This window comes from Roseateles sp. GW821-FHT02E12, from assembly GCF_059421665.1.
Genome location: NZ_JBWKVK010000003.1, coordinates 101082 through 127043, shown reverse-complemented (window position 1 = coordinate 127043; position 25962 = coordinate 101082). Strand labels below are relative to the sequence as shown.

Sequence of the window (25962 nt, the reverse complement as noted above, 5' to 3'; positions counted from 1 at the left end):
GCGGGAGCTCCGGTCAGACCTTGTAGTAGTCCCGGTACCACGCGACGAATCGCTTGATGCCGTCCGGAACGGGCATCGCCGGGCGGAAGTCCGTCCAGGCCGCCAGTTCCTCGACGTCGGCATGCGTGGCCGGCACATCGCCGTCCTGCAGTGGCATGTAGTTCTTCACCGCCTCCTGGCCCACGGCCTGCTCGATAGCCTCGATGAAGCTCATCAGCTGGATGGGCGCGTGGTTGCCGATGTTGAAGACCCGGTAGGGCGCGCTCGAGCGTGCCGGATCGGCCTTGGCGGGGTCGTAGTCGGGGTCGGAGGTGGCCGTGCGGTCCAGCACGCGCACGACGCCTTCGGCGATGTCATCCACGTAGGTGAAGTCGCGGATCATCTTGCCGTGGTTGAACACGTTGATGGGCCGGCCTTCGATGATGGCCTTGGTGAACAGAAAGAGGGCCATGTCCGGCCGTCCCCAGGGCCCGTAGACCGTGAAGAAGCGCAGGCCCGTCGTCGGCAGGCCGAACAGATGCGAATACGTGTGGGCCATCAGCTCGTTGGCCTTCTTCGTGGCGGCGTAGAGGCTGATGGGGTGGTCGACGCTGTGGTGCTCCGAGAACGGCATCTGCGTGTTGCCGCCGTAAACGCTGGAGCTGGACGCGTAGGCCAGGTGCTGCACGCCGCTGTGGCGGCAGCCTTCGAGGATGTTCGTGAAGCCGACGATGTTGCTGTCGATGTAGGCGTGCGGGTTCTCGATCGAGTAGCGCACACCGGCCTGGGCGGCCAGATGCACGACACGGTCGAAGCGCTGTTCAGCGAACAGCTTGGCCATGCCTTCGCGGTCGGCCACGTCCATCTTCACGAAGCTGAAGCCGGGCTTGGACGTCAACCGCGCCAGGCGGTCGTGCTTGAGCTGCGGGCTGTAGTAGTCGTTCAGGTTGTCCAGGCCGACGACCTGGTCTCCGCGTGCCAGCAGGATCTGGCTGACATGCATGCCGATGAAGCCGGCCGCGCCGGTGACGAGAACTTTCACGCGAGAACCTCCGAAGAACAGCGCGGGATTGTCGCCGCTTCAGCCGCGCAGCAATTGCTTGGCGGCCCCCCAGATGAAGAGGCTGTTCGTGACCAGATACCGCCGCCACAGCCGCCGCGGCTCGCTCACCAGGCGATGCAGCCACTCCAGGCCGGCGCGCTGCATCCACAGCGGCGCACGCTGGATGGTGCCGGCGTGGTAGTCGAAGGCGGCACCCACGCCCACCATCACCGCCCTCACCTGGCCACGTTGGGCCGCCATCCACTGCTCCTGCTTGGGGCAGCCCAGTGACACCCACACCGTGCCCGCACCGGAGGCGTTGATGGCCTCGACGTCACGCGCCAGTTCCTCCGGCGTTGCCTTGCGAAACGGCGGCGACACGGCACCAGCGATCACCAACCCCGGGAATGCCTCGCGCAGCCGCTGCTGCAGCAGCACCAGCGTCTCGTCGGTGCCGCCGTACAGGTAGATGGCCTCGCCGCGCCGGCCGGCCTGCTCGCAGTAGCGCCACATCAGGTCCGGCCCATTGATGCGTTGCTGGCCTTCAACACCCTGGCGCCGCATCATCCAGGCCACCGGCGCGCCATCGGGCGTGACGAGGTCGGCCTCGCGCAGCACCTGGCCAAAGGCTGGATCCTGGCTGCCAGTCACCACGGAATGCGCGTTGGTGATGCACACATAGCGGCTCTCGCGGCCTGCGGCCCAGGCGCCGATGCGGCCGAGCGCCTCGTCCCAGGTCAACGCGTCCAGCAACTGGCCGAGCACGGGGATGCGGCGGCGCTCAGTCATGTCGGGGGCCTTCATCAATCGCTTCCTGGTAGATCGCCATCAGCTGCGCGTAGTTGCGCTCTGCGGTGTAGTTCGTCTCGTAGTGCAGGCGCGCCCGACGCCCCATTGCCGCCATCTCGTCTGGGTGCGCGATGGCCCAGCTCAGGCGCTCGTTCAGGGCTGTCGCATTGCCGGGCTCGAAGAGCAGGCCCGTGACGCCCTCTTGCACCAATTCCGCCATTGCGCCCAACCGGCTGGCAATGACCGGCAGGCCGCAGGCAAACGCCTCGACAAGCGTGCGGGGAAAATTTTCGTAGCAGATGCTCGGCAGGACGAGCGCGCTGGCCTCACGCATGGTCGCCGCAACGACGGTCAGCGGCTGTGCGCCAAGGCCGTGCAGCCCGGCCGCACCTGCCACGACGTCCGCCAACGGGCCGTCACCAATGACGCGAACCCGCTCCGACAATCCATGCGCGGCGGCCGCCAAGGTCTCCACGCCTTTCTCCGCCGACAAGCGCCCGACAAACAGCAGCCCGCGCCTGACCGATGCCTCGGCAGCCGGCAGATCAGCAAAGTTGGGCTTCACCCGCAGACGTGAGGCCGGCACACCGCCCTCGACGAACTTGCCGCGCGCAAACTCCGTCAGTGCGATGAAGCGATTCACCCGCCGCTGCCAGGTGCCCAGGCCACGGTGCAGTATCAGCATGCCGGCCAGCACCGTGCTCTGCGCCACGGAGCCGCGGTAGCAACCGCGCACAGCCCCGCGCCAGGGCAGGCGCCCGACACAGTCCTCGCACACTCGGCCTTCGCGCAACAGCATCGCCTGGGGGCAAAACAGGCGGAAGTTATGCAGCGTTTGCACCACGGGCACACCGGCGTCCTGCGCCGCCCAGTGGATGGCGGGCGACATCAGCGGAAAGCTGTTGTGCACGTGAACCACATCGGGCCTGAAACTCTGGCAGCGCTCGGTCATCTGCCGCGCGGCGGGCCGCGACCAGAGCGTGCGCCCGACGAGCTCGATTCGCCCCATGCCGGCGATATCGTCGTTGTGCACCTGCATGAGCTCAACGTCTGCGCCATGGGCACGCAGCAGCGCCACCTCATCGTCCACGACGCTGTCCTCGCCACCCCTCTGCTGGTAGGCGTTGTGGGCCACAAGCACCCTCATGGCTGCCCCCGCCGGATCGGTGCCGCAAGTGCCCCCAGGACGCCTTCGGTGAAGCGCCGCGACATGTTTTCCAGCGTGTAGCGCCGCCCATCCTCCAGGCACCGGTTGCGCAGAGCTGCGTGGCGTTGAGGGTCGCGCAGCAACGCCACGCTTTCCTGCACGAACGCCGCGAGGCTGTCCTGCGTGACCAGGCTGTTGCGGCCAGCCTCCAGATAGGCGATCTCGGGCCCATGCGTCGGCAGCTCCGTCGTCACCAAGGGCAGGCCGGCCACAAAGGCATCCTGAACCGCCAGGCCCACGGCGCCGGGGTGCAGGTAGATCTGCGCCAGCGACAGCGCCAGCGCCTTGTCCGCACCGCGCCGCACGCCCAGGAACTTGACCCACGGCTCGCGCGCCGCGGCCTCGGCCACCAACGCCTGCTGCGGGCCGCCACCGACAACGATCAGCTCGAAACCTGGCAGCTGCGCCCGCATCGCACGGGCGGCATCGAGCAGGAAGTCGATGCGCTTCTCCGCATAAAGCGAGCCCACATAGATCCCCAGCGGCCCATCACCCAGCCCCAGTTGCGCCCGCAGCGCAGCCTGAGCCTGCGGGGTCACGGCGTCGAGCTGGCCACGAAGCTCCGTGGTGTCCACGGCGTTCTCCAGCACCGTGATGCGTTCGGCCGGGAAACCCAGGCCTTGCACCATGTCGCTGCTCAGGGCCGTATAGCCCAGCCACCAATCGGCGCGCAGAGCCAACTTGGCCTTGAACCGCTCACGCATGCTGCCGCGGTCGCCTTGCAAGTTGCCGCCGTGGCCCCACAGCACGACCCGCCGCTCCGGCGCGCCGAATTGCTCGGCCAGATTGCACACCAGCTTGTTCTCGGCAGTAATAACGGTCACGGCCGCGTCCTTCGCCAGCCGCCCGAACGGCTGCCAGCAAACCCGGCCGCCCAGCCAATAGCGCGTGGGCAACCGCGTTGCCCAGCTCAGCTCGCCGCCGTCGCGCTTGGAGGCCTCTTCCACTGTCGGCTCGCCGTAGGCCAAGCGCAAATCCAGGCCCGCGGCACGCAGTTCGGCCCGCAGGATCTCGAAGAAAGGAACTCGGTAGTGGGTGAGGCGTCGCTGGACGACGAGCACCTGTCGTGGCGCGGCGGATGCGATGGGCATGGATGACTGGGCAGGGGCTGCGAAAGTGTAGGCCGTCACCGTAGCGACACTCCGTTACGCCCATCAACTCGTGTCCCCGTGCCAGGCTTCACGCGGGGTTATCGTGCATGCATCGACAGCCACAGGCCTCATGGCAACAATGCGAGCTGCTGTACCTGCCCGCTCAAGGATCTCCATGAAATTGCCGCCCTCTGCCCTGCCCTGCACCCTGGGCGTCCTCACCAGCCTGGCCTTGGCCGGCTGCGGAGGCGGATCGGCAGGCGACAAGCAGGCCACGGCGTCCGCGCAGGTTAGCCCGGTGACCGAGGCGGCAAGCGCGGCCGTTACGGTCGCTGCCGCCGAAGCCGCCAGCGAGCCCGCCAGCGCCGCGTCGGCCGCCGCAAGCGAGCCGACCGCCACCGTCAAGATCGCAGCCGCCACGGCCGCCGCCGACGGCACCAAGACCATCGCCACGACCGCGAAAACAGGCACCGCGACTGCCACCGCAACCAACTCCTCCGCCACGGGCAGCCCGACCACCAGCACCGGGACGAACGCCGGCGCCACCGTCAAGGCGGCCGCCACGACGGTCGCCACCCCGAGCGCGGTGGCAACAGCCATCAGTGCGCCGACGGGCAGCACCCCCGTGGCCGCGCCAAAGGCCGCCGCGGCGGCGCCCACGCGCTACTCACCACTGTGGACGCTGGCCGTCGACGAGTCGCTCGCAAAGGCCAGTGCATTGACTGGGATGGCCCTGCTGACCTCCGTCTCTACGGGCATCTTCAATGGCGCACGAACAGCCAAAGAGGATTGGACCGCACTGGCTTCGAAATACAAGAGCGACACCATCATCGCCAACTGGGTGAAAACCGAGCAGGCTCGTGTAGATCCTTGGATGGCCAAGAACTTCGAGCGCGCCGATCTCCTCGGCGGCTGGGTCAACTACTACACCGACGCCAAGACTGGCCTGCTGTTGAAGTGGACGCCGGATGATCCAGAGCCGGCCAACGGCACGACGGATCCCACAAAACGTTTTAAGGCGGCCTGGGTCGCCCAAGGTCGCACCTACAACATCGCGCAGATGCAAACTGCTGCGCGAATCTATCGAGCGACCGGTCTGACCAAGTACGCAGAATGGGCTGCCAAACAGCTCGACTTCTACGCGCAGCAATACACAAAGTGGCCTGTCAGCACCTATGAGGGGCGCAGCACGATGTACATGCAAGGTCTGGACGAGGCAGTCGACCTGTTCTCCATGATCGACACGGCACGCCTGCTGGACAGCTATGCCGGCACCACTCGCGCGGCTTCTTGGCGAAACCAGCTCTTCATGCCGATGGCCACCAATCTGAAGAGCACCAGCGCGCCCAAGAGCAACATCCAACTCTGGCATGCGTCGGCCATTGCCGCTATCGCGATGCGCTACAAGGACGCGACGCTGTTGGACTACGCGATCAACGATCCAGCCGGTATTCAAGCAAACATGGCCGCCGGCTTGACGGCTGACAACCTGTGGATCGAAGGCAGCTTTGCATACAACACGTATGTCATCGAGTGCCTGTCCAAACTTCTCGTCGCAGCTGGCTTGGAAGGCTATCCCGACCGGTTCACGGCACAGGCCGATGCCGCCCTGCGCATGCTGTTGGCACCGATGGAGTACCGCTTCGACGACGGCAGCCTGCCAAACCCGGGCGACAGTACGAGCGCGCAAACCGTCATCAACAACCTATCGCATTGGTATCTGTTCCGCACGATGCCGACTTACTGGGGCGTGTCAGTCGCGTCAGGTTGGAAGACTTGGGAGATGCTTACGGACCCGCCGGCAGCCAACAAGTCCTCCACGGCGCCACTCATCCCCACCGCCACCACCAAGAACTTCGAATCGCTGCGCTGGACCACTCTGCGCGCGGGTAGCTGGCAAGCCTTCGTGCGCTATGGAGGTATGCAAGGTAATCATTGGTCTGATGAGTCTTTTAATTTCGAACTGCGTCACGGTGCAACAGCGATTGCAGTCGATCCCGGCACGATTACCTACGGCTCCCCCCAGCACTCGGGCTATTTCCAGCGCGGCCCCGCGGGCAATGTCCCGCTGGTCGATGGTGACAACCAGTCCAAGTGGGCGCCGGGCACGCTGACCAGCTTTGACCTCGCGAGCGCCACGGTGTCGGCCGAGCAGCCGCTGTTCCAGGCCGACGCCTCGGTTGGCCGCACATTCCGGCTCACGAGCAGCGGTCTGGTCGAGCAGTCGGTGCTCAAGGTACCCAGTGGCAAGACCAAGCGCCTTGGCATGACCTTCAGCAGCACCTGCGACATCGTGCCAGGCACGGGTGTCACGGTGGCCTCCGGCCAACCCGCCCTACCCGCAGTGACGGCCTTCGGCTACTGGACGAACACGGCCACCTACACGACAACTTCCAGCTGGAAGCTCACGCTTAAGTGCCCGAATAGCAAGAACTATGTGCTGCAGGTGTGGGGCCCCGGTGCACAGCGGCTCTACATCGGCAAGGCGCCCAACACGCCGATGCCGTCCACCCGCAATAGCATCTACTACGAAGTGAGTGGCGCCAGCGCGGTGTTCGAGAGCAGCATCACGGCCCAGTAGGCCGTGCGGCGCCGCAAGCTCAGATGTTGCGGATGCCGTTCTGCTGCAGCCAGACTGCTGTCATCAGATAACGCCAGACCGGGAAACCCGCTTCGGCATGGCGGGCGTCCGTCAGCTTGGGCGATAGCCGGTCCGATCGCCACAGCGACCGCTGGCGGAAGTCGGCGCCGCCGACGAGGTCAGACACCATCTTCTGCATCGGTGCATCGGCCATCCATGACGCGATCGGTGTGCTGAAGCCGATCTTTCGACCCGATTGGATGATCTGCCGCGGCACACGATGGGCGTAGGTGTCCCGCAGCAACCGCTTGGTCTGGCCTGAGCTGAACTTGAGGTCGTCGGGCAGGCTGAAGGCCAGTTCCATCAGGCGGTAGTCGATGAACGGCGAGCGGATCTCCACGCCCTGGCTCATGGATGACTGATCCTCGTAGTGCAGGATCTGGTTGAAGCCGTAGTCCGTCACCTGGCCGCGCAGATGACGATCGAGATTGCCGCCGCCCCAGACCATGCCGAGGTCGGGCAGATGGTGCCGGTGGCTGGTGCGGAACGCGGGGGCCAGCACTTCTGCCGTTTTCTCCTTGAATCGCGCACGCCACCGGGACGCCGCGCGCCGGCCCAGCATCGCCTTGGCGGTCTGAGCCAGCGTGCCTCCAACGCCCAAGCCCATCTCGCGGCGAATCGCTGATAGCTCACCGAGGGCGCGGGATGGTTGGGTCAATGCGAGGTCTAGAAGGCGGTAACCACGGATGTAGAACCCGTAACCGGCCCAGGCCTCGTCGGCGCCTTGACCGTTGATGACTACTTTGGTGCCGGCCGCGCTCACCTGTTGCATCAGCTTCCAGTGCACATAAGAGCTAGCGCTGCCCATGGGTTCCTGCATGGCAGCGCAATACGCGCCGAAGTCGTCAGCCAGATGGCCTGCGTTCGGCGTCAGCATGATGCCCTTGATGTGCGGGCAAGTAGCAAGCAGTAGGCGGATGGCTTCCGATTCGTCGACGGCATGGCCCGGGAACACGGCGCTGTAAGCCGTTACATCGGTGCGCGGCAGGCCACCGCTTTCGATGGCGTCGTTGACGAGAGTGGCCAAGATGGACGAATCGATACCGCCGCTTTGCAGCAAGGCCACGGGAACATCGGAGCGAAAGCGCAGACGCACTGCGTCAGTCAGCAAATGATGGAGGTACTCGGTGGCCTGCCCGTGGGACATGGACAGCGGCTCCTCGGGCAGCGCCCAGTAGGTGCTCTGAAGCGCCTTGCCCGTGCGCCATTCGAGATTGCACCCAGGCGGCAGCTCGCGGATGCCAGCAAAGAAGGTATCGCCATCATTCGTGCGATAGCCGTAGGCCAGGTAGTCGTGCAGTTTGGCGGGGTTCGCGTCCCTCAAGTCCAACACGGCTCGCAAGGCTCCAATCTCGCTTGCGAAATGCAACCGACCGCCCTGCTCGCAGTAGTACAACGGCTTGACGCCGAGACGGTCTCGCGAAAGAAAAAGCGATCGCGAACGCCGATCCCAGATGGCGAACGCCCACATGCCGTTGAAGCGCGACACGCAGTCGGCGCCCCATTGCTGATAGGCCCTGAGCAGCACCTCGGTATCACCGCTGGACGTGAACTCATGTCCCAGTGCCAGGAGTTCTTGCCGCAGCTCGACGAAGTTGTAGATCTCGCCGTTAAACACCAGCACCAGAGCGCCGTCGCTACTCAGCATCGGCTGAGCAGCGGCATCGCTGAGATCCAGGATAGCCAGACGACGATGTCCCAATGCCGCATGGGCATCCGCGTAGTGGCCCTCACCATCGGGCCCCCGGTGGGCAATCGCCGTCGTCATGCGCACCACCAAGCGCTTTAGCTCGACGACGTCTTGGTCCCGAGGGTCAACGACCCCACTGATGCCACACATACTGCCTCTACCCCTAGGGCGCATCCACCACGCATGGCCGACGCTTTCACCAAAAGTTACGTTTGCTTCGCAATGCTTTGCATTGAACAGCAAATTAGGGGGTAGCGACCTGACAGGAACATGTCCGCCACCACGTTCAAGTGGCGGGCATACCCCTAGGCGTGTTCACGCCACGCGAAATAACCCTGCCAACGCCCGATGAGCACGCCTGCGGCGCGGGCGAGGCCCGCCCACCCGCTGGAGCGCACCAAGGGCCATACAAGGGGGCCGATCAGTCCTCGCAAGACTGTAGCAATCGGCAGCCGATGCTTGGCGCACAACGCGCCCCAGCCACGGGCGCGATTGCGGGACGCGCGGTATTCGGCTTTCAAGCCCAGTGAGGACCGCTGCCCAAAAGCATGGTGCACTCGAGCCTCAGGCATCCTTTCGATGTGTGCGTTCCGATCAAGTAGACGCAAAAGGATGTCGGTCTCTTCACCGGCGCCGTACCACTGCCCGACACCCATTCGCTCGTCGAAGCCTCCAACGCTACGCGCCAGTCTCGCTCGGAGAAACAGCGTGATTGAACTCGCGTCACTTCCCTTGAATCGGCGCCAAGTGTCAAGCCTGAGCGGCGTATCGGATTCGGGCGTCACGCGATGGATCTGCTCCACCCAGCGAATCGCGATCCCGTCGACTAGTGGCGCTTGGTTCACGCGGTTTTGAACCGCGGCCAATGTATCCGGCTCATACCAGCAATCGTCGTCAGGGATGACGAGCCACTCACCCCTAGCGATTTGCATCCCTGCATTGCGTGCCGCGGACAAGTTTGGCTGTGGCAGCCGCAGATGCTGCACGCTCCAACCAAACCGTCGCGCGCGTTCCACGAACGGCAGAACGCGATCGTCGGGATTCTGATCAGCAACGATCAGCTCAAAATCTTGGCAGGTCTGAACCTCCAAGGAAGCCAGAAGCCTGCCGATCTCGTCGACACGGCCATAAGTGGCAAGGATGAGGCTGAAGCAGGGGGGACGCATAGCCTCACGCAGCTTGCCGGCGCGCACCCGGCCATGCAGAAGCGACCAGCCACTGCAAACCTGTACGCATCCAATAGAGCGGGTTGCCACGCGAAGGGGGCTCGCGCCAGAGGGCCCACGCGGCCGACCGTTCGCCAAGCGAATAGCGGGTTCGCGCGACATTGAGCCAATGTGAGCCAAGGAGGCGGCGTGCACCGCCTCGCAGGGGCGGTGGCGTCACACCGGACTCGAGGCGTTGTCTGAGCCGCCGATAGCAGGGCAGCAGTTCCGCAGGGCGCGGCGCCGTCGCGGTCGCGCTGCCGGGAACCTCCAGGCGATAGTCGACTAACGTTGTGCCGACATAGGCCACCGGCGCCGCTTCGGCCATCTGGAACCAGACGTCCTGATCCTCACCGAGACGCTCCCCAGTCTGGAATGCAATGCGACACGCATCCATCACATTACGGCGCAAGGCAATCGCGTTGGCGCATGTGAATGTGAGCCGACTCCAACGCCCATAGAAGTCATCAAGCAAAGCCGGCCCGAAGTCCAGTGCGACAGGTTTTCGTTGCCCGTCGGCGCGCAACAGGCAATAGCCCGTGGCCAGCATGCCAGCATCAGGAAACCGTTCCGCAAGATCTTGGAGCACCTTCAAGTGCCCGGGCGCAAAGCGGTCATCGGCATCCAGAAAAGCAAGCCAGTCGCCGCGTGCGGCCTGAATACCGGCATTGCGCGCAGCGGACACGCCGGCATTAGATTGGCGCAGCAATCGGACGGCGGGTAGCCCGAGATTCAACACCTGATCGGCACCACCGTCAGTGGATCCATCGTCAATGACGACAATCTCTAGCGGCTGAGGCTGTTGAGCCGCCGCGGAGGCTACGGCCTCTGCAACGAACTCGCGCTTGTTGTACAGCGGAATGATGACGCTAAAGCTAGGTGCACTCATGAGGTCAACGGAACAACCCCAGCACCATTCGGCGTGGCAGCCTGGGGGGCCCCGATTTGCGGTATGGCCACAGTAGCTGACCGCGAGAACGGTACGAGGACGAACATGAACCAAGCCAAATGGATGACGGTCTCTCCAACGAACAGACCCTCAAGCTCCAGCGGTGCCTCGGTCATCCAGCGGGACATCATCACAACGGCAAGCGCAATCGATACGCCGCGCGTGTACCGTGCTGCACGCAAGGACGCAGCGAGCATGCACACGACGTAGGCCAGCATCGTGACGCCCCCGAACAGCCCGGCACCCGATAGGCTTTGCAGCAGTTGATTGTGGGCGTGGAAGGCGAACGGCAGACCGACACGTGCACGATGCAGCGGCCCCCACACGTCGGGACCATAGCCGAACCAGAGGTTGGCCAACCAGGTGCGCCACGCTTCGCCCCAGATCGTCGCGCGCCCCGTCAGCGTCGACAGCTCATTGCCCGCTTTGGTGGCGGCGATCCTGTCGACGATGCGGCCAAGGTCGAGAAGCGCCAGGCCGACAACGACAGCCAGGGCAAGCAGCAGCATGGCCAATACAAACGCAGGTTTGACATGGCCCCGCTCATCGCGCCCTCGCCCGTAGAGCATAAGGACGAGCACGCAAACAAAGCCTGCAGCCCAGACTGTCTTTGACTGCGACAGCACGAAGACAAACAACAAGGACAGCCAAGCCAGCACGCTGACCCATGTTCGTGCGTAGGGCCGGTAGTACAGCAGTAGCGCCGACAGCAAAGCTAGTGGTCCGATGCTGTTGGCATTGGAGCCAAGGCCCCAGAGGCGAATCTTGAAACCGGGAATCCAACTGGGGTAATCGGTCTGTACAGCAAGCGACGGCAGCACAGCAGCCGTGATCAAACTGCCAACCATCATCAGTGTGAGCGCAACTTTGAGCGCATCGAGCGAGTGCTCAGTGCCCTCCGCACGCGCCAGAAAAACGGCGACGAACACCAGAATTGGGTAGTAGCTGTTATGAATGAAAGCGGGGTGAGCGCCAAAGGCCGCAGAAAGAACGTGAGTCGAAAGACTGAACAGCAGCAGAGTCACCAGCAACGCTTGGCCACCGACAGGCGCACTCCGATCCATCCGGCGGCCCATCAGCTTTGCGACGATCTTCGCGAAGCACAGCGCCAGCACGACCGCAGTCACAGCTCGCATGATGCCGCCCCCGCCTGCGCCCTCCAAGCTGCCGATGGTTCGGATGTCCATGGACGCGTACTTCAGATTGCGCCCTGACAACAAACTGCTCACGGCAATGCCCAGGCAGAGCGCCACCGGTATAGCGGGAAGCGTCCAGCGCGAGAAGCGATTTTCCAGGGACAGGAACATTCCCTGCACTAGCACGAGGCTGAGCGCAAAGACCAGAGCGATACCGCTGTAGTACAGCGTTCCGATCAGTTCAGCGTTGTTCATCTTGTCTCACTCTCACGCGGCCCAAGAAAGGCCAGAAGCCTAGCGGCGCCACCGGGCAGCCGATGCAGGACGCGTCCGAACAGCACGCGCAACTCAGCACTGATCAGAGGCGGGCAAAGGTACAACAAAGCAAAGGCTAGCGGCAGCCCCGCGGCCACGCCAGCGCCAAGGCGTTGAGGTGCGCTGAGCCCTAGCAAAACATGATCCAGCGCAGCCAGCGTCAATGCGCATGCCAGCGACAAAGCCACGCCGCCACGCAGCGCACGCCAGAGTTCCACCAAACGCAACGCGGTGCGCTGTGCAGTGATGCGCAGCACGACGACCAAGCGCAATGCGAAGAAAGCCAACGCGGCCCAAGCGACAGCAACGACGCCATACTGGGCGGCCCAAATGCAGACCAGAGCCCAGATGATGGCCATTGGCCACTGGCTACGCAGTTCGTCTGATGGCCGGCCGGCCGTCCACAGCAAAGGCGTGCAAAGACCGAACATCATGAAGAGCGGCATCGCCAGCGCCAGCGGTGCACACACATCCGCCGCATCACGCCACTTAGCACCGTAGAGAGTCAGCACGAAAGGCTCGGATAGCACGGCAGTCGAGGCAAAAATCGGCATGACGAACAGTGCCACGGCGCCCATCAGCCCCAGGAAGGCACGGCGTGTCTCTGCTTGGCCATCACGCTCCGCAGCACGTGAAGCGGCCGAGAAGAACACTGGCTGCACAACGCCTAGAAGGCTGGCACTGGGGCTATACAGCAGGTTGTAGGTCTGGCTGTACAGGCCCATATCACGCGAAGGCAACAAGCGGCCCACGACAGTACGGTCGATGTTGGCGATGAACCAGTTCAGCATGTTGGTGATGAACACGACACCCCCGTAGGCGCCCTGCCCTCGTGCGTCTTCGTACCACAGCAGCGGCTTGAGTGGGTGTCGAACCTGAGCGTAAGCAATGATTCCAGCCAGTACGGCCTGAACGCTCCAGGCGGCCACGAGCGACCACACCGCATGTCCACCCACCGCCAGTGGAATGCCGACCAGCACGAAACCGATGAAGTAGCTGAGGATCTGGCCCATTTGCAGAGCGCGGTAGTTCAACTCACGCTTGAGCAGGTTCATGGCCGGCGCAGCAAGCGCGTTGACGAGGCACAGCAGCGATAGCGCACGCACGACTCCCACAGCACGCGGCTCACCGAAGAAGGCCGCGATCGGGCCGGCTGCCAGCGCCACCAACGCGGCGACACTGCCGCCAAGCAGGATCTGCCAAGTGAAGACGAAGCGTATGTCGCGCTCGTTCACCGTGGGCTTTTGGATCAGGCCATAAGCCAGCCCGACATCGGCAAAAAAGAGGCTGAACGTGATGACCAGCGTGCCAATGGCGAAGACGCCGTATTCAGTCGGGCCAAGCAAACGCGCCAGCACGACCTGAGAGCCAATCTGAAGCATCATGCGCACAACTGTGCCGCCCGCGCCCCAGAAGACAGCCGAGATCGACCGTGCGGCCAGCCCCGGGCCCGACATCAAGCGCTCCCGGCCGCGACTCGATCGAAGCGCTTCTGGAAATCGGAATATGCGAAAGCGATTCCGTCGCGTAGAGCGGTGCGTGCGCACCAGCCGCGGCTGGCCAGCAGGCTCACGTCCATCAGCTTGCGCGGCGTGCCGTCGGGCTTGCCGGTGTCGAAGACGAGTTCGCCACGGAAGCCAACGACCTCGCAGACGAGGGTGGCCAGTTCGCGGATGGTGACGTCCTCGCCGACACCAACGTTGACGAGCACGTCTTCGGCGCCGGTCTCCATCAGGTGCACGCAGGCATCGGCCAGGTCGTCGACGTAGAGGAATTCGCGCAGCGGTGTGCCGGTGCCCCAGACGACGAGTTCCGTGTCGCCGCGCTGCTTGGCCTCGTGGGCCTTGCGGATCAGCGCGGGCAGCACATGGCTGTTCTGCAGGTCGTAATTGTCGTTGGGGCCGTAGAGGTTGGTCGGCATCGCGCTGACGTACTGCCGGCCGTACTGACGGTTGTAGCTTTCGCAGAGCTTGATGCCGGCGATCTTGGCGATGGCATAGGGCTCGTTGGTGGGCTCCAGCGGGCCGGTGAGCAGGCTGTCCTCGCGCAGCGGCTGCGGCGCGAGCTTGGGGTAGATGCACGACGAGCCGAGGAACATCAGCCGCTGCACGCCGGCCAGATGCGCCCCGTGGATCAAGTTGGCCTCGATCATCAGGTTCTGGTACAAGAACTCGGCGCGGTAGACGTTGTTGGCCTGGATACCGCCGACCTTGGCCGCGGCGATGAAGAGGTAGTCGGGCTTGTGCTCTTGCAGCCAGGCGTGCACGGCGCGCTGATCGAGCAGGTCGAGCTCCTGGCGGCCAGCGGTGAGCACGTTGGCGTAGCCACCGGCTTGCAGGCGGCGCACGAGGGCGGAGCCAACCATGCCGCGGTGGCCCGCGACGAAGATGCGCGCGCTCTTCGGCAAGGGCGCCGCCGCAACCTCACTCATGGTGGTCGTAGGCCTGGAAGCCGGCGAGCTTGACGAGGCTGTCGCGCTTGGCAGCGGTGTAGTCGGCCTGCACCATCTCGGCAACGAGCTCCTTCAGCGTGGTCTTGGGTGTCCAGCCGAGCTTTTCCTTGGCCTTGGTCGGGTCGCCCAGCAGGGTTTCGACCTCGGTGGGGCGGAAGTAGCGCGGGTCGACCTTGACGATGACGTCGCCGACCTTGCACTTGGCCTTGTTGCCTTCAACCTTGGCGACGCGGGCAACTTCCTGCTCGCCCTCGCCTTCGAAGGCAACGCTGATGCCCAGCTCGGCCGCAGCGAACTCGACGAACTGGCGCACGCTGTACTGCACGCCGGTGGCGATGACGAAGTCTTCAGGCTTGTCCTGCTGCAGCATCAGCCACTGCATCTCGACGTAGTCCTTGGCGTGGCCCCAGTCGCGCAGCGCACTCATGTTGCCGAGGTAGAGGCAGTCCTGCAGGCCGAGTGCGATGCGGGCGATGGCGCGCGTGATCTTGCGGGTGACGAAGGTCTCGCCGCGCAGCGGGCTCTCATGGTTGAAGAGCACGCCGTTGCAGGCGTACAGGCCATAGGCCTCGCGGTAATTGACCGTGATCCAGTAGGCGTAGAGCTTGGCCACCGCGTAGGGGCTGCGCGGGTAGAAGGGTGTGGTTTCCTTCTGCGGGATCTCCTGCACCAGGCCGTAAAGCTCGGAGGTGGAGGCTTGGTAGAAGCGGGTCTTCTTCTCGAGGCCGAGGATGCGGATGGCTTCGAGGATGCGCAGCGTGCCGATGCCGTCGGCGTTGGCCGTGTACTCGGGCATCTCGAAGGAAACGGCCACATGGCTCATGGCGGCGAGGTTGTAGATCTCGTCGGGCTGCACTTCCTGAATGATGCGGATCAGGTTGGTGGAGTCGGTCAGGTCGCCGTAGTGCAGCTTGAAGCGCCGGTTGTCGACGTGCGGGTCCTGGTAGAGGTGGTCGATGCGGTCGGTGTTGAACGACGAGGCACGGCGCTTGATGCCGTGCACTTCGTAGCCCTTGGACAGCAGAAGTTCTGCCAGGTAGGCGCCGTCTTGACCGGTCACGCCGGTGATCAGCGCGACTTTGTTGGAACTGCTCATGATGGAAAAGGGGAAGGCTAGCCGGCAAGCGCGCGGCCGAAGACCTTCAGCCGCGCGGGCTGGGGCATGGCGGTGCGCATGTCGGCGATGAAGCGGGCCTGTACGCGGTAGCCCGCGTCGGCGTCGGGGTCGATGCTGGAGACACGCACCAGCATGCCGTCAGGGATGAGGCCGCGCAGCCCATAGCTGAGCTGCGCCAGCTTCTGCTGCTGGCCCGACACGGCAATGCGCTCACCGATGACGAACCAGAAGGTCACGGGCTCGTAGCGTTGCCCCAGCTTGGCGAACATGTGGCGCACGGGCAGCTGCGCGCCGGCAACGTCGACGCTGGTGTAGCTGCTCGAAACGATATCGAAGCCCTGGGCCGGGTAGCAGACGTCCGGGCGGTGGGCGCGCGTGGCATCGGACTGGTCGCCGCCATAGGCGATGGACAGCATGATGCGTTCGCCCTTGGGGCCGATGTAGGTGCGGCTGAGCGTTTGCGCGTAGAGCGACTTCAGCATCGCCTCAACATCGGGCGACACGATGCTGACCGGCAGATTGGGGTCGAGGCGCCAACTGCCGAAGGTCTTGGGGAAGAGGGTTTCCAGGTCGACCTTGGCCTGCTGGTCGGCCAGATGCACGGTGGGCCGCGTCACATGCGCCAAGCCAGAGGCCGAGACCAACAGCAGCGCCGCGAACAGCGCACGCAGCCTCACGGGCGTCAGCGCGCCGCTCATGCTGCACCCCGCTCGGGCCTGAAGAAGACGTTGAGCAGCTTGTCACCCAGCAGCATCAGCATCAGCGCGATCATGAAGAGCACCATGCCGGCGAAGCCATGCACGAAGCCCTGGCCAGCCGCGTCACCGAAGTAGTAGGTGACGAGCACGAGGATCATCACGCGGCCGATGTTGGCGCAGAAGGCGATGGGCACCAGCATGACGGCCAGCGTCACGTTGCGAGCCACCGAGGTGTAGCGCATCAGGTTCATGTAGAGCATGCCCAGCGCTTCGAGCGTGAACATGGAGTTCAGGCCCGCGCAGGCATCGGCCACCATGAGCTGGTACTGCCCCACGGTCAGCATGACACCCGACCGCCCGACCGGGTAGCCCAGCACGTAGAGCAGGTTGCTGGCAACGAGGGACACGGCCGACTTCAGCGGTGCCGTGACGACGGCGACCAATGCCTCGGGCAGAGGCACCATGAAGAGCATGAAGAACAGCGGGAACCAGATCATCCGCAGGCCCGGCCAGCCCTTGAACAGCAAGGCCAGGCCAGCCAGCACCCAGATCTGCGAGCCGATCGAGAAGATCCAGATGTCCTGCGAGCGGCCGAAGGCGTAAAGCAGCGCGCCGAAGCCCAGAACGAGTGCGCCGCTGACCGTTGCGGGCCGCGAAGGCAACTCGGCCAGCGCATGCCGCAGGCCGTAGAGCAGCCAGAGGCTGACCGCGAAGATGATCGGGCCGTGGCCCTGTTCGTCGCTGCGCCAGATCGTCTGGCTGAGCTCTACATATTCCGGGATGTAAACCACCAACAGCCCCACCAACACCAGCAGCAGAGCTGGCAGGTCGACGCGGGGGGGAAGAAGGGGCTGACGGCCGGCCTGAGGTGCGGTCGCAGACATCACGGAAACACTCGCAATCAGAACTCGTTGAGGACGGCGCCCAGCAGTTGCACTGAGCTGCCCGCCAGGCTGGCCACCAGGTCCTGCAACGCGGCAACCTTGTTCTCGTGCTTGCGGGTCAGCACCAGGGCGGCGCCGCACTTGGCCGCGACGACACAGGCATCGGACCCCAGCGAGGCCGCGGCGGTGTCGATGACGACATGATCGAACTTGGAGGTCAGCTCACGCACCAGCAGGCCGAAGGCCGGGCGCTCGATGAGCTCGAGCGGGTTGGGCGGGATCGGGCCGCAAGGCAGCACGAACAGACCCGGCACGCCGTCGACCGGCTGGATGACCTGGCTTTCGGAACGGCCGGACAGCAGCGAGGACAGTCCCGCTGCGTTGCTGACCTTGAACACCTCGTGCTGACGCGGGCCGCGCAGGTCGGCGTCGACGATGAGCGTGCGGCCGCCCAGCTGCGCCAGCGCCACCGCCAGATTGGCGGCGAAGTAGGTCTTGCCGTCGCCGCTGGCGGGGCTGATGACGGCCATGGCCTGGCGGACCGCGTCAGGCTTGCTGAGCCGCATCGTGACCTGGCTGCGCACCGCACGGATGGCTTCAGCCTGCACGGAGAAAGGCTGCAGCAGCGTGACCAGCTCCGGGCTGGCCAGGCGCCGCTCTGCGTTGGCGAGCGGGTAGTGGAATTGCTGGGCGAGCGCGTTGAGCACGTCGTCGGGGCTGGCCAAGCCCAGCGTGACGGCGGCTTCGCCGAAACGCACGCCATGTTCGCGCTGGTAGCTCAGGACCTTTTCGACTTCGGCGGCGCTGAGGTTGCGCGCGTCGCGAATCAGGTCGCCGATGGGGCGGTCATGCAGGTCTGCGGGGGCGTTCACGGAAGCTCCAGAAGTTGCGGCGTTCATCGGCTCAGGCGCTCTTGCCTGGCGCGTGGCCGAGCAGGCGTTGCTGCATCAGGTTGGCGGCAGTGGCCTTGCCAAACAGACGGCGGGCAGTGGGCGACGGCAGCACACCAAGAATGGGCAGCGCCACGGCTTGGGCGACGTCGTCGGCGCTACGCACTCGGCGGTCCATCATCTCCATCGCGACGACCAGGGCCACGGCCAGCAGGATGCCGGCGAACACGGCCACGGCCATGTTCAGGATGAGCCGGGGCGACGCGGCCTCCACCGGAGCGACTGCCTGCGACAGCACGGACACATTACTCTGCGTGGCCATGCTTTCCATCGTGGCCTGATTCAGGCGAGCCATGATCTGGTCGTAGGTACGCTGCGCGTTCTCGACGTCGCGCACGAGCACGGCGCCATCGTCGCGCACTGCCTTCATCTGCAGCACCTTGGCGCGCTGAGACTCAAGCGCGGCCTTGATCTCGCCGGCACGCTGCTGGTTGATGTTGTTGGCGATGCCCAGCGAGCTGCCAACCTTGGTCGTCTCGCTGTCGATGCGGCTCTTGAGCTCGGCCAGGTTGGCACGCGTCTCGATGACCTGCGGGTTCTTGTCACCGAGCTTGGAGGTGAGCTCCTGCAGTCTCGCGTCCAGCCGCGCCTGATCGGCCTTGAGGCCGGCGATCAGCGGGTTGTTCAGCACTTCCTGCATGCGGTCTGCGCTGGCGCCGCGAGCGGCGGTCTGACGGCTGCCCGAATCGGACGCCAGGGACTGCAGGCCGACGTACTGCGAGGACAGTTCGCTCAGGCGGGAGTTCTCGACATCCAGGCGCTCGTCGGTCGCGATGATGCCCTTCTCCCTCTGGAACTCGGACACCCTGGTTTGCGCCTTCTCGAGCGCGTCGCGGGCTTCCTTGCCGCGTTGATCGAAGAAGGACGAGTACAGACGCGCCGGCTCGACGCGCATCTCGATGTTGGTTTCGAGATAGGCCTGCACGAAGGCATTGGCCAGGGCCGCGGCGAACTTCGGATCAGCGGCCTTGTAGGTGACGGTGACCACGTTGGACTCGCGCGAAGGCTTCACGTCGAGCGACTTCTGGAACACCGTACCCAGCCACTGCTCGATCGAGCCCTCGCCTTTGGTCGCGCTCTGCCATTGCTCGCGGATCTGCGGGTTCTCGGTGAGCTTGAGGTTGCGCACGACCTTGAAGGCCACGCGATCACTCTGGATCACGTCGATCTGCGTTGCGATGAGACTGGGATTGATACCGCCCGGATAGAGCACGGCGGCCAAGGGATCAGGCTTGGTCGAATCGATGACGACCGAAGCCGCCGCCGTGTAGCTCTTGGGCCAGACCAGGCTGAGCACCAGGGCGATCACGACAATGCCGGCGAACACGCCGAGGGCCATCTTGTAGCGCGCGCGCAGGATGGCCAGGAATTGGACAAAGTTCATTGCTGGATCCCCAAAATCAGAACAGGCTCTCTTTGACGTAGACCACGTCACCGTCCTTGAGGCTGTCGTCCATGCCCGGTTGCACGACCTGCACCTTGCCGTCGGCCGCCTTGCGGTGCACGCGGATACCGCGCTCGGTGCCGCGCTGGTTCAAGCCGCCGCCGGAGGCAAGCGCCTGCATCACCGTCATGCCGCGCTCAAGCCGCATCGGGCCGGGGCGCTGCACTTCGCCATAGATATAAGCCAGTGGTGCACGGTCGACCCAGAGCACGTCGCCGTTCTGGATCAGCACGTCGTTGGCACGGCCGTTCTCGGCGCTGGGGCCGAAGACGCTGGGCAGGTCGATTTCCATGCGGAAGGGCTTGCCGCCGCGCGTGCCGCTGAGCACGAGGATGTCGCCGCCCGTGCTGGCCACGCCGCCGGCGTTGGCCAGCAGGTCGGTCATGCGCATGTCGGCGGTTTCGATGGGATAACGGCCCGGGCGATTGACCTGGCCGAGCACGCTGGCCTGGTTGCCCTTGACCTGCATGAGGATCAGCGTGACCTGGGGCGACTTGACGAAGCTGCCGCTCTTCAAGCCGTCGGCAATGACCTTCTCTGCGGCGCTGACGCCCAGGCCACCGATGCGCACGTTGCCCAGCAGCGGGTAGCTGATGACGCCGGTCTCGGAAACCCGCGTCTCCAGCGTCAGGTCGGGGTTCTGGTAGACGACGACGCGGACGATGTCGCCCGCACCCAGGCGGTATTCCGCCGGTGCAGTAGCCGCGGCGGCGGGGGCACCGGCCTGAGCCTGCGCACCCAGGGCACCGAGGCCCAGAGCGGCAGCGAGAAGCAGTTCTTTGATGCGCATCATTTCAAACCCATGCCCTTGGAGATGGAAGCAGAGTCGAGGCCGCTGGCGGCAGGTGCGGCGGTCGGCGGAGCCTCGGACGCGGCGGGCAGCGCAGGTGCCGCTGGCGCACCGGCAGGAGCCGGTTGGGCGAACTTGCCCACGTATTCGATCTTGGAGCCGTCGCGCAGTGCCTTGACGTCCTTCTGCACGGCCTCACCCTTGCGCTGGTTCAGCAGGAAGGCTTCGATGGCGGGGCGTGCACGCACCTCGTCAACGGCCTGGCTGCGCGAGCCCACGAGGAAGAGCACCGTCAACCCGGCGGGGTTGGGACTGAGCATGGAGTCGCCGTCCTTCATCTTGGAGATGGCGTCCAGGCTGGTCAGCGGCAGTTGCTCGGCGGCGCGCACGGCCTGGTTGCCGTTGAAGCGCAGTTCGGCGGACTTCAGGTATTCAGCGAACTCGTTGAGGTTCTTGGCCGCGGACAACTTGGCGCGGATGGCCTCGAACTGCTCGGGCTTGGCTTCGATCTGCAGCTCTTGCAGGCTGTAGATGCGGCGTTCCTTGAAAAGGGCCGGCTTGTCGTTGTAGTACTTGGCGATCTCTTCGGCGGTGGGCTTGGCAACGCTCTCGCCAACGCGCTCGGCGTAGGAACGGGCAATGATTTCGCGCTTGGCGGCCTCGATCTGCTGCACGACGCGGGGGTCACGGTCGAGCTTTTGCTCCTGGGCCTTCTGCACCGCAAGCTCTTGATCGATCAAGCGCTCCAGCACCTGGCGGCTCGCGGCCTCGGCCTGCTCGGGCTTGAGGCCGGGCTGGCGCTGCAGCACGAAGTTGATCTGATGGACGGTGATCTCTTCCTTGTTGACCTTGGCTGCCGTCTGGGACGCCTTGTCACCCTTGTCGCCACCACAGGCCGTCAGCAGCGCCGCGGCCGCGATGACGGTCAGCAGCAGGGAGGCCCGGTGATTGATGAGTCGCGTTGCCATCTTTTGAAGGTCCTTTTTATGCAGAGGAAGGGATCCCCGCCCCAATGTGCGGACGAGTGTAGCGGTGGGATATGTCGCTTCTAGGGCATGCACGAACCCATTACTGGCTTCGTGAGCGGCCCCGGGTTAGAGCGAAATCAAGCGAGAAGTTCCATCGCCCCCACGTTCTTGGGGGGCAGCGCTACGCGTTCAAGGATAGCGCCGTCCGCGCGCGGTTCGCAGCGCGGGAAAGCGCTTGTTAACCCTAAAGCAGCCAGCCAGCAGGCGTTAGCACTTGATGCCGGCGTGCAGAGCGACGAGGCCGGCGCTGAGGTTGTGCACGTCCACATGGCCGAAGCCGGCCGTCTTCATCATGGCCTTGAGCGTGGCCTGGTCGGGGTGCATGCGGATGGACTCGGCCAGGTAGCGGTAGCTGTCGGCGTCGCCCGCGAACAGCGAGCCGAGCTTGGGCAGGATGTTGAAGGAGTACCAGTCGTAGGGTTTGCGCAGCGGCTCGGCGATGCGGGAAAACTCCAGCACGAGCAGCCGGCCACCCGGCTTGAGCACGCGGCACATCTCGGCCAGGGCCAGGTCCTTGTGCGTCATGTTGCGCAGGCCGAAGGCGACGCTGACGAGGTCGAAGCTCTCGCTCTTGAAGGGCAGCTTCTCGGCGTCGGCCAGGCTGGTGGGCAGGATCAGGCCTTCGTCCAGCAGGCGGTCGCGGCCCTGACGCAGCATGGCCTCGTTGATGTCGGTGTGCACGACCAGCCCGGTCTCGCCCACCTTGCGGGCGAAGGCGCGCGACAGGTCACCGGTGCCGCCGGCGATGTCCAGCGCCCGCTCGCCGGGCTTGAGGTTGGCGACCTGCACGGTGTAGGCCTTCCAGGCCCGGTGCAGGCCGGCCGACATCACGTCGTTCATCAGGTCGTACTTGGACGCGACCGAGTCGAAGACGCCGCGGACCTTGGTGGCCTTCTCGTTCTCGTCGACGGTGCTGAAACCGAAATGCGTTTGACTCATGGGATTCAGTGGGTGTGGCAGCTGCCGCCGCCCTTGACGGGCATGGCGTCGTCGCGGCTCTTGCCGGCCGCGGCGAGGCGAGCCTCGTAGTCGGCCCACAGCGCGGCCTCCTGGCTGCCGAGCTTGTAAAGATAGTCCCAGGCGAACAGGCCGCTGGCGTGGCCGTCCGAGAACTCGGGCCGCACGGCGTAATGGCCGACCGGTTCCAGCCCGGTGATGAGGACGTCGCGCTTGCCGGTCTGCAGCGTCTCCTGGCCCGGGCCGTGGCCCATGACCTCGGCCGACGGGCTGTAGACGCGCATCAGCTCGAACGGGATGCGAAAATGCGCGCCGTCGTCGAAGGCGATCTCCAGCACGCGGGACTGCTGGTGGACGGTGATCTCGGTGGGAGCGGGCATCCGCTGAGTTTCGCTCAGAACGATTGGTAGGCAGGCAACTGGCCATCCTTGGGGCGCACCTGGGTAAAGCGCACCGCCAGGCGGGACTGCACGCTGATGGGCAGCGGCGCAAAGCCCGAGCCGCGGGTCAGGTCGTCACCATGCATGAAGCACCAGTAGAGGAACTTCAGCGCGCCCTGGGCCTTGGTGGCGGTGGCGGGTTCGGCATCCACCAGCACGAAGCTGGTCAGAGTGATCGGCCAGGCCTCGACGCCCGGACGGTCCAGCAGGGTTGCCAGGTCGTCGCCCTGGCGGTGCATGTCGCTCTCCAGCACGGCCGCGCTGAAGCCTCGCTCGGAGGGCGCGACGAAGCGGCCGGCCGCATTGCGCAGCTTCACGGCCGCCAGCTTGTCGCGCAGCACGCGGTCGTAGGACACGTAGGCGATGGCGCCCGGCGTGGCGCGCAGCGTCTGCACCATGCCGTCGTTGCCTTCGGCCTTCAGCGGCTCGCCCGGCCATGCCGGCGCCTGGCTGGCGCCGACTTCACTCTTGAAGGTGCTCGACGCCCCGGCCAGGTAGCGGCTGAAGCCGTCGCTGGTGCCGGACTTCTCGGCACGCACGACGCGCTTGATCGGCAAACCCGGCAGGGCGACACCAGGATTGAGCGCGGCGATGCGGGCATCGCTCCAGAGCTTGACCCGGCCCAGGAAGATTTCGGCGAGCAGTTCGCCGTCGAGCTGCAGGGCGCCGCCGCCCGGCAGGTTGACGACCGGCACGACGCCACCGACCAGCATCGGGATCTGCACCAGATGCTGCTTGGCCAGTTCGGCCGGCGGCAGCGGCGCGTCGGTGCCGCCGAAGTCGACTTTTCGGGCCGTGGCCTGCTTGATGCCATCGCCCGAGCCCGTGCCCTTGTAGCCAACGGTGCCACCACCCGCCTTCTGGAAGGCGCGTGCCCAGGTGTCGTAGACCTTGGACGGAAAGGTGGCGCCCTGCCCTTGCACGGGTTCGGCCAGGGCGGCGGCGGTCAACAACAGGGACGAGCAAAGGGCCAGGGTCAGGCGCGGAAGAACGGACATGCCAGGGACGGAGGTCTTGGTGAAAACCCGCAATCATGCCCTGTGTCTTCCGGCGAGATGGTCGGGTGGGGCATCTAATCTCCCGTTCCCACGGCTCAATACCCCCTCCGCCATGCCCCGTTTTGCCCGCCATCGCCTGGCTGCCGCAGCGACCCTGCTCAGCCTGGCTGCGACCACCCAGGCCCTCGACCTGAACGGCCTGTCCAAGGACGTCCAACCCTGCGACGACTTCTACAGCTTCGTCAACGCCAACTGGGAGAACGCAACCGAGCTGCCCGCCAGCCGCGCCCGCATCGGCAGCTTCGAACAGCTGCGCCAGGCCAATGACGAATTGCTGAACAAGGCACTCCGGGAGCTGGCCGACCAGCCGGCGCTGCAAAACACGCCCGGGCTGAAGCTCATTGCCAGCTACTACGCCGCCGGCATGGACGAGGCTGCCATCGAGGCCCGCGGCCTCACGTCGATCACGCCGCTGCTGAACCGCATCGACGCCCTGCAGCGCCGCGAGGACCTGCCCGCCCTGCTCGCCCTGCTGGCGCGCAGCGGCGTGGCCGCACCGCTGGGCTACGGCGTTCAGCCGGACCGCAAGGACACAAGGCGCAACGTGCTGGGTCTGGGCCAGTCGGGCCTGGGCCTGCCGGACCGCGACGACTACTTCCGCAGCGACGAGCGCACGCGCACGCTGAGCACGGCTTATCGCACGTTCGCCAAGGCGGTGCTGACAGCTTCGGGCCGCCCGGCGGGCGACGCCGAACTGGATGCGCTGATGGCCTTCGAGACCCAGCTGGCCGACGCCTCGCGCGAACGCGCCAAGCTGCGCGACCCCAATGCCAACTACAACCCGATGAGCCCAGCCGAGCTGGCGGCCGCTGCGCCGGGGCTGGACTGGCCCGCCTACCTGGCCGTGCTGACGGCCGGCGCCAAGCTGCCGCAGCGCTTGATCGTCGCCCAACCGGAGTTCGCCACGCGCGTGGCCAAGCTGGCCGCCGAGACGCCGCTGGAGGTGTGGCGCAGCTACCTGGCCATGCGCGTGCTGGACGCCGCCGCTCCGCGCTTGCCCAAAGCCTTTGCGATGGCCTCGTTCGAGTACCGCGGCAAGGCCATCACCGGCCTGCAGGCGCCCGCGCCGCGCACCGAAGACGTCATCGTGCAGATCGGCGGCCGCACCGGCGGCGAGCCGGTTGCGCTGGCGCTGGGTGAACTCTTTGTCGCCCGCGCCTTCTCGCCCGAGGCGCAGAAGCGCTCGCTGCTGCTGGTGGAGGACGTGCGCGCGGCCATGAAGGAGCGCATCGAGAAGCTGGAGTGGATGACGCCCCCGACGAAGGCCAAGGCGCTGGAGAAGCTGGCCAAGATGCAGCCCATGATCGGTGCGCCCGAGAAGTGGCCGCAGTACGAGGGCCTGCAGCTGAGCAGCACCGACTACGCCGGCAACTGGCTGAAGGTGGCGCTGTGGAACAGCGACCGCCAGATGAAGGACCTGGACGCGCCGGTGGAGCGCGGCCGTTGGCGCACCAGCCCGCACATCGTCAACGCCTTCGCGGGTGGGCTGAACCAGATCATCTTCCCGGCCGGCATCCTGCAGCCGCCCTTCTTCTCGGCATCGGCCGACGACGCCAGCAACTACGGCGGCATCGGCATGGTCATCGGCCATGAGATCACCCACCACTTCGACGACAGCGGCCGCAACTTCGACGCCGGTGGCTCGTTGACCGATTGGTGGACGCCCGCGGACGCCGCAGGCTACAAGGCCCGCGCCGACAAGGTGGCCGAGCGTTACGGCGCGATCTCGCCGCTGCCCGGCTACAACATCAACGGCCGCCTGACGCTGGGCGAGAACATCTCCGACGTGTCGGGCCTGCCCATCGCCTACGAGGGCCTGCAGCGCGCGCTCAAGCGCAGTGGCGGCGCCGACAAGAAGATCGACGGCTACACGCCGGCGCAGCGCTTCTTCCTCAGCAATGCATTGGTGTGGCGCAACAAGGTGCGCATGGAGTTCCTGATCAACCAGATCCGCACGGACAGCCACTCACCGGCCAAGTACCGCGTGCTGACGCCGATGAGCAACACGCCCTATTTCGCGCAGGCCTTCTCGTGCAAGGCGGGCAGCGCGATGGTGGCCGCGGACCCGCTGATGGTCTGGTAAGCCAACGCAGGACGAAA

Annotated in this window: 22 protein-coding genes; 2 read left to right on the top strand and 20 right to left on the bottom strand. The window is 65.3% G+C overall.

Features of this window, described 5'->3' with window-relative positions; all coding sequences use genetic code 11:
• Positions 1 to 13 precede the first annotated feature (13 nt).
• From AC07V5_RS18590 to AC07V5_RS18575, 4 genes are read right to left on the bottom strand one after another with little or no spacing between them, the layout of a single operon-like run.
• A complete protein-coding gene (locus tag AC07V5_RS18590) occupies positions 14 to 1021 on the bottom strand; it encodes an NAD-dependent epimerase (protein ID WP_495117193.1) in 1008 nt (335 codons plus the stop codon).
• A gap of 39 nt (positions 1022 to 1060) precedes the next feature.
• A complete protein-coding gene (locus AC07V5_RS18585; RefSeq protein ID WP_495117192.1) occupies positions 1061 to 1810 on the bottom strand; it encodes a WecB/TagA/CpsF family glycosyltransferase in 750 nt (249 codons plus the stop codon).
• Positions 1803 to 2945, bottom strand: coding sequence for a glycosyltransferase family 4 protein (locus AC07V5_RS18580; protein ID WP_495117191.1), 1143 nt, complete (start codon positions 2943 to 2945; stop codon positions 1803 to 1805). Before AC07V5_RS18580 ends, AC07V5_RS18585 begins: the two co-directional genes overlap by 8 nt.
• Positions 2946 to 2953: 8 nt before the next feature.
• On the bottom strand, positions 2954 to 4108 hold the full coding sequence (locus AC07V5_RS18575) for a glycosyltransferase family 4 protein (RefSeq protein ID WP_495117190.1): 1155 nt from the start codon (positions 4106 to 4108) through the stop codon (positions 2954 to 2956).
• 175 nt (positions 4109 to 4283) lie between these two features.
• Between AC07V5_RS18575 and AC07V5_RS18570 the strand changes: the two genes are divergently transcribed.
• Positions 4284 to 6689, top strand: coding sequence for a heparinase II/III domain-containing protein (locus AC07V5_RS18570; RefSeq protein WP_495117189.1), 2406 nt, complete (start codon positions 4284 to 4286; stop codon positions 6687 to 6689).
• 19 nt (positions 6690 to 6708) lie between these two features.
• On the opposite strand, the gene asnB is transcribed toward AC07V5_RS18570, so the two are convergent.
• From asnB to pstS, 16 genes are all read right to left on the bottom strand, one after another.
• The gene (asnB, locus tag AC07V5_RS18565; protein WP_495117188.1) at positions 6709 to 8589 is read right to left on the bottom strand and encodes an asparagine synthase (glutamine-hydrolyzing); all 1881 of its coding nucleotides are present in this window, start codon (positions 8587 to 8589) and stop codon (positions 6709 to 6711) included.
• A gap of 155 nt (positions 8590 to 8744) precedes the next feature.
• Positions 8745 to 9632, bottom strand: a complete 888-nt coding sequence (locus AC07V5_RS18560; protein ID WP_495117187.1) for a glycosyltransferase family 2 protein — start codon at positions 9630 to 9632, stop codon at positions 8745 to 8747.
• Positions 9610 to 10533: a glycosyltransferase family 2 protein gene (locus AC07V5_RS18555; RefSeq protein ID WP_495117186.1), complete on the bottom strand. Its 924-nt coding sequence runs from the start codon at positions 10531 to 10533 to the stop codon at positions 9610 to 9612. The genes AC07V5_RS18560 and AC07V5_RS18555 overlap by 23 nt, the downstream gene beginning before the upstream one ends.
• Positions 10530 to 11984 carry an O-antigen ligase family protein gene (locus AC07V5_RS18550; RefSeq protein ID WP_495117185.1) on the bottom strand — a complete coding sequence of 485 codons (1455 nt, stop codon included), beginning with the start codon at positions 11982 to 11984 and terminating at the stop codon, positions 10530 to 10532. The genes AC07V5_RS18555 and AC07V5_RS18550 overlap by 4 nt, the downstream gene beginning before the upstream one ends.
• On the bottom strand, positions 11981 to 13501 hold the full coding sequence (locus AC07V5_RS18545) for a lipopolysaccharide biosynthesis protein (protein WP_495117184.1): 1521 nt from the start codon (positions 13499 to 13501) through the stop codon (positions 11981 to 11983). The genes AC07V5_RS18550 and AC07V5_RS18545 overlap by 4 nt, the downstream gene beginning before the upstream one ends.
• Positions 13501 to 14475: a GDP-L-fucose synthase gene (gene fcl, locus AC07V5_RS18540; protein ID WP_495117183.1), complete on the bottom strand. Its 975-nt coding sequence runs from the start codon at positions 14473 to 14475 to the stop codon at positions 13501 to 13503. Before fcl ends, AC07V5_RS18545 begins: the two co-directional genes overlap by 1 nt.
• A complete protein-coding gene (gene gmd, locus AC07V5_RS18535) occupies positions 14468 to 15592 on the bottom strand; it encodes a GDP-mannose 4,6-dehydratase (RefSeq protein WP_495117182.1) in 1125 nt (374 codons plus the stop codon). The genes fcl and gmd overlap by 8 nt, the downstream gene beginning before the upstream one ends.
• A 17-nt stretch (positions 15593 to 15609) precedes the next feature.
• A complete protein-coding gene (gene epsI / locus AC07V5_RS18530; RefSeq protein ID WP_495117181.1) occupies positions 15610 to 16311 on the bottom strand; it encodes an exosortase-associated protein EpsI, B-type in 702 nt (233 codons plus the stop codon).
• Positions 16308 to 17195: an exosortase B gene (gene xrtB, locus AC07V5_RS18525; RefSeq protein ID WP_495117180.1), complete on the bottom strand. Its 888-nt coding sequence runs from the start codon at positions 17193 to 17195 to the stop codon at positions 16308 to 16310. Before xrtB ends, epsI begins: the two co-directional genes overlap by 4 nt.
• A 17-nt stretch (positions 17196 to 17212) precedes the next feature.
• Positions 17213 to 18067, bottom strand: coding sequence for a CpsD/CapB family tyrosine-protein kinase (locus AC07V5_RS18520; RefSeq protein WP_495117179.1), 855 nt, complete (start codon positions 18065 to 18067; stop codon positions 17213 to 17215).
• A gap of 31 nt (positions 18068 to 18098) precedes the next feature.
• The gene (gene epsF, locus AC07V5_RS18515; protein WP_495117178.1) at positions 18099 to 19529 is read right to left on the bottom strand and encodes a chain length determinant protein EpsF; all 1431 of its coding nucleotides are present in this window, start codon (positions 19527 to 19529) and stop codon (positions 18099 to 18101) included.
• A 16-nt stretch (positions 19530 to 19545) separates the two neighbouring features.
• Complete coding sequence (epsE, locus tag AC07V5_RS18510; RefSeq protein WP_495117177.1) at positions 19546 to 20382, bottom strand: polysaccharide export protein EpsE; 837 nt, start codon at positions 20380 to 20382, stop codon at positions 19546 to 19548.
• Positions 20379 to 21347: an EpsD family peptidyl-prolyl cis-trans isomerase gene (locus AC07V5_RS18505; RefSeq protein WP_495117176.1), complete on the bottom strand. Its 969-nt coding sequence runs from the start codon at positions 21345 to 21347 to the stop codon at positions 20379 to 20381. Before AC07V5_RS18505 ends, epsE begins: the two co-directional genes overlap by 4 nt.
• A gap of 267 nt (positions 21348 to 21614) precedes the next feature.
• Positions 21615 to 22346: a bifunctional demethylmenaquinone methyltransferase/2-methoxy-6-polyprenyl-1,4-benzoquinol methylase UbiE gene (ubiE, locus tag AC07V5_RS18500; protein WP_495117175.1), complete on the bottom strand. Its 732-nt coding sequence runs from the start codon at positions 22344 to 22346 to the stop codon at positions 21615 to 21617.
• A 5-nt stretch (positions 22347 to 22351) separates the two neighbouring features.
• A complete protein-coding gene (locus AC07V5_RS18495) occupies positions 22352 to 22744 on the bottom strand; it encodes a gamma-butyrobetaine hydroxylase family protein (RefSeq protein ID WP_495117174.1) in 393 nt (130 codons plus the stop codon).
• A 14-nt stretch (positions 22745 to 22758) separates the two neighbouring features.
• Positions 22759 to 23802 (bottom strand): phosphate ABC transporter substrate-binding protein PstS, encoded by a 1044-nt coding sequence (pstS, locus tag AC07V5_RS18490; protein WP_495117173.1) that lies wholly within the window; start codon positions 23800 to 23802, stop codon positions 22759 to 22761.
• A 112-nt stretch (positions 23803 to 23914) separates the two neighbouring features.
• On the opposite strand from pstS, the gene AC07V5_RS18485 reads away from it, so the two are divergent.
• Positions 23915 to 25945, top strand: coding sequence for a M13 family metallopeptidase (locus AC07V5_RS18485; RefSeq protein WP_495117172.1), 2031 nt, complete (start codon positions 23915 to 23917; stop codon positions 25943 to 25945).
• Positions 25946 to 25962 lie beyond the last annotated feature (17 nt).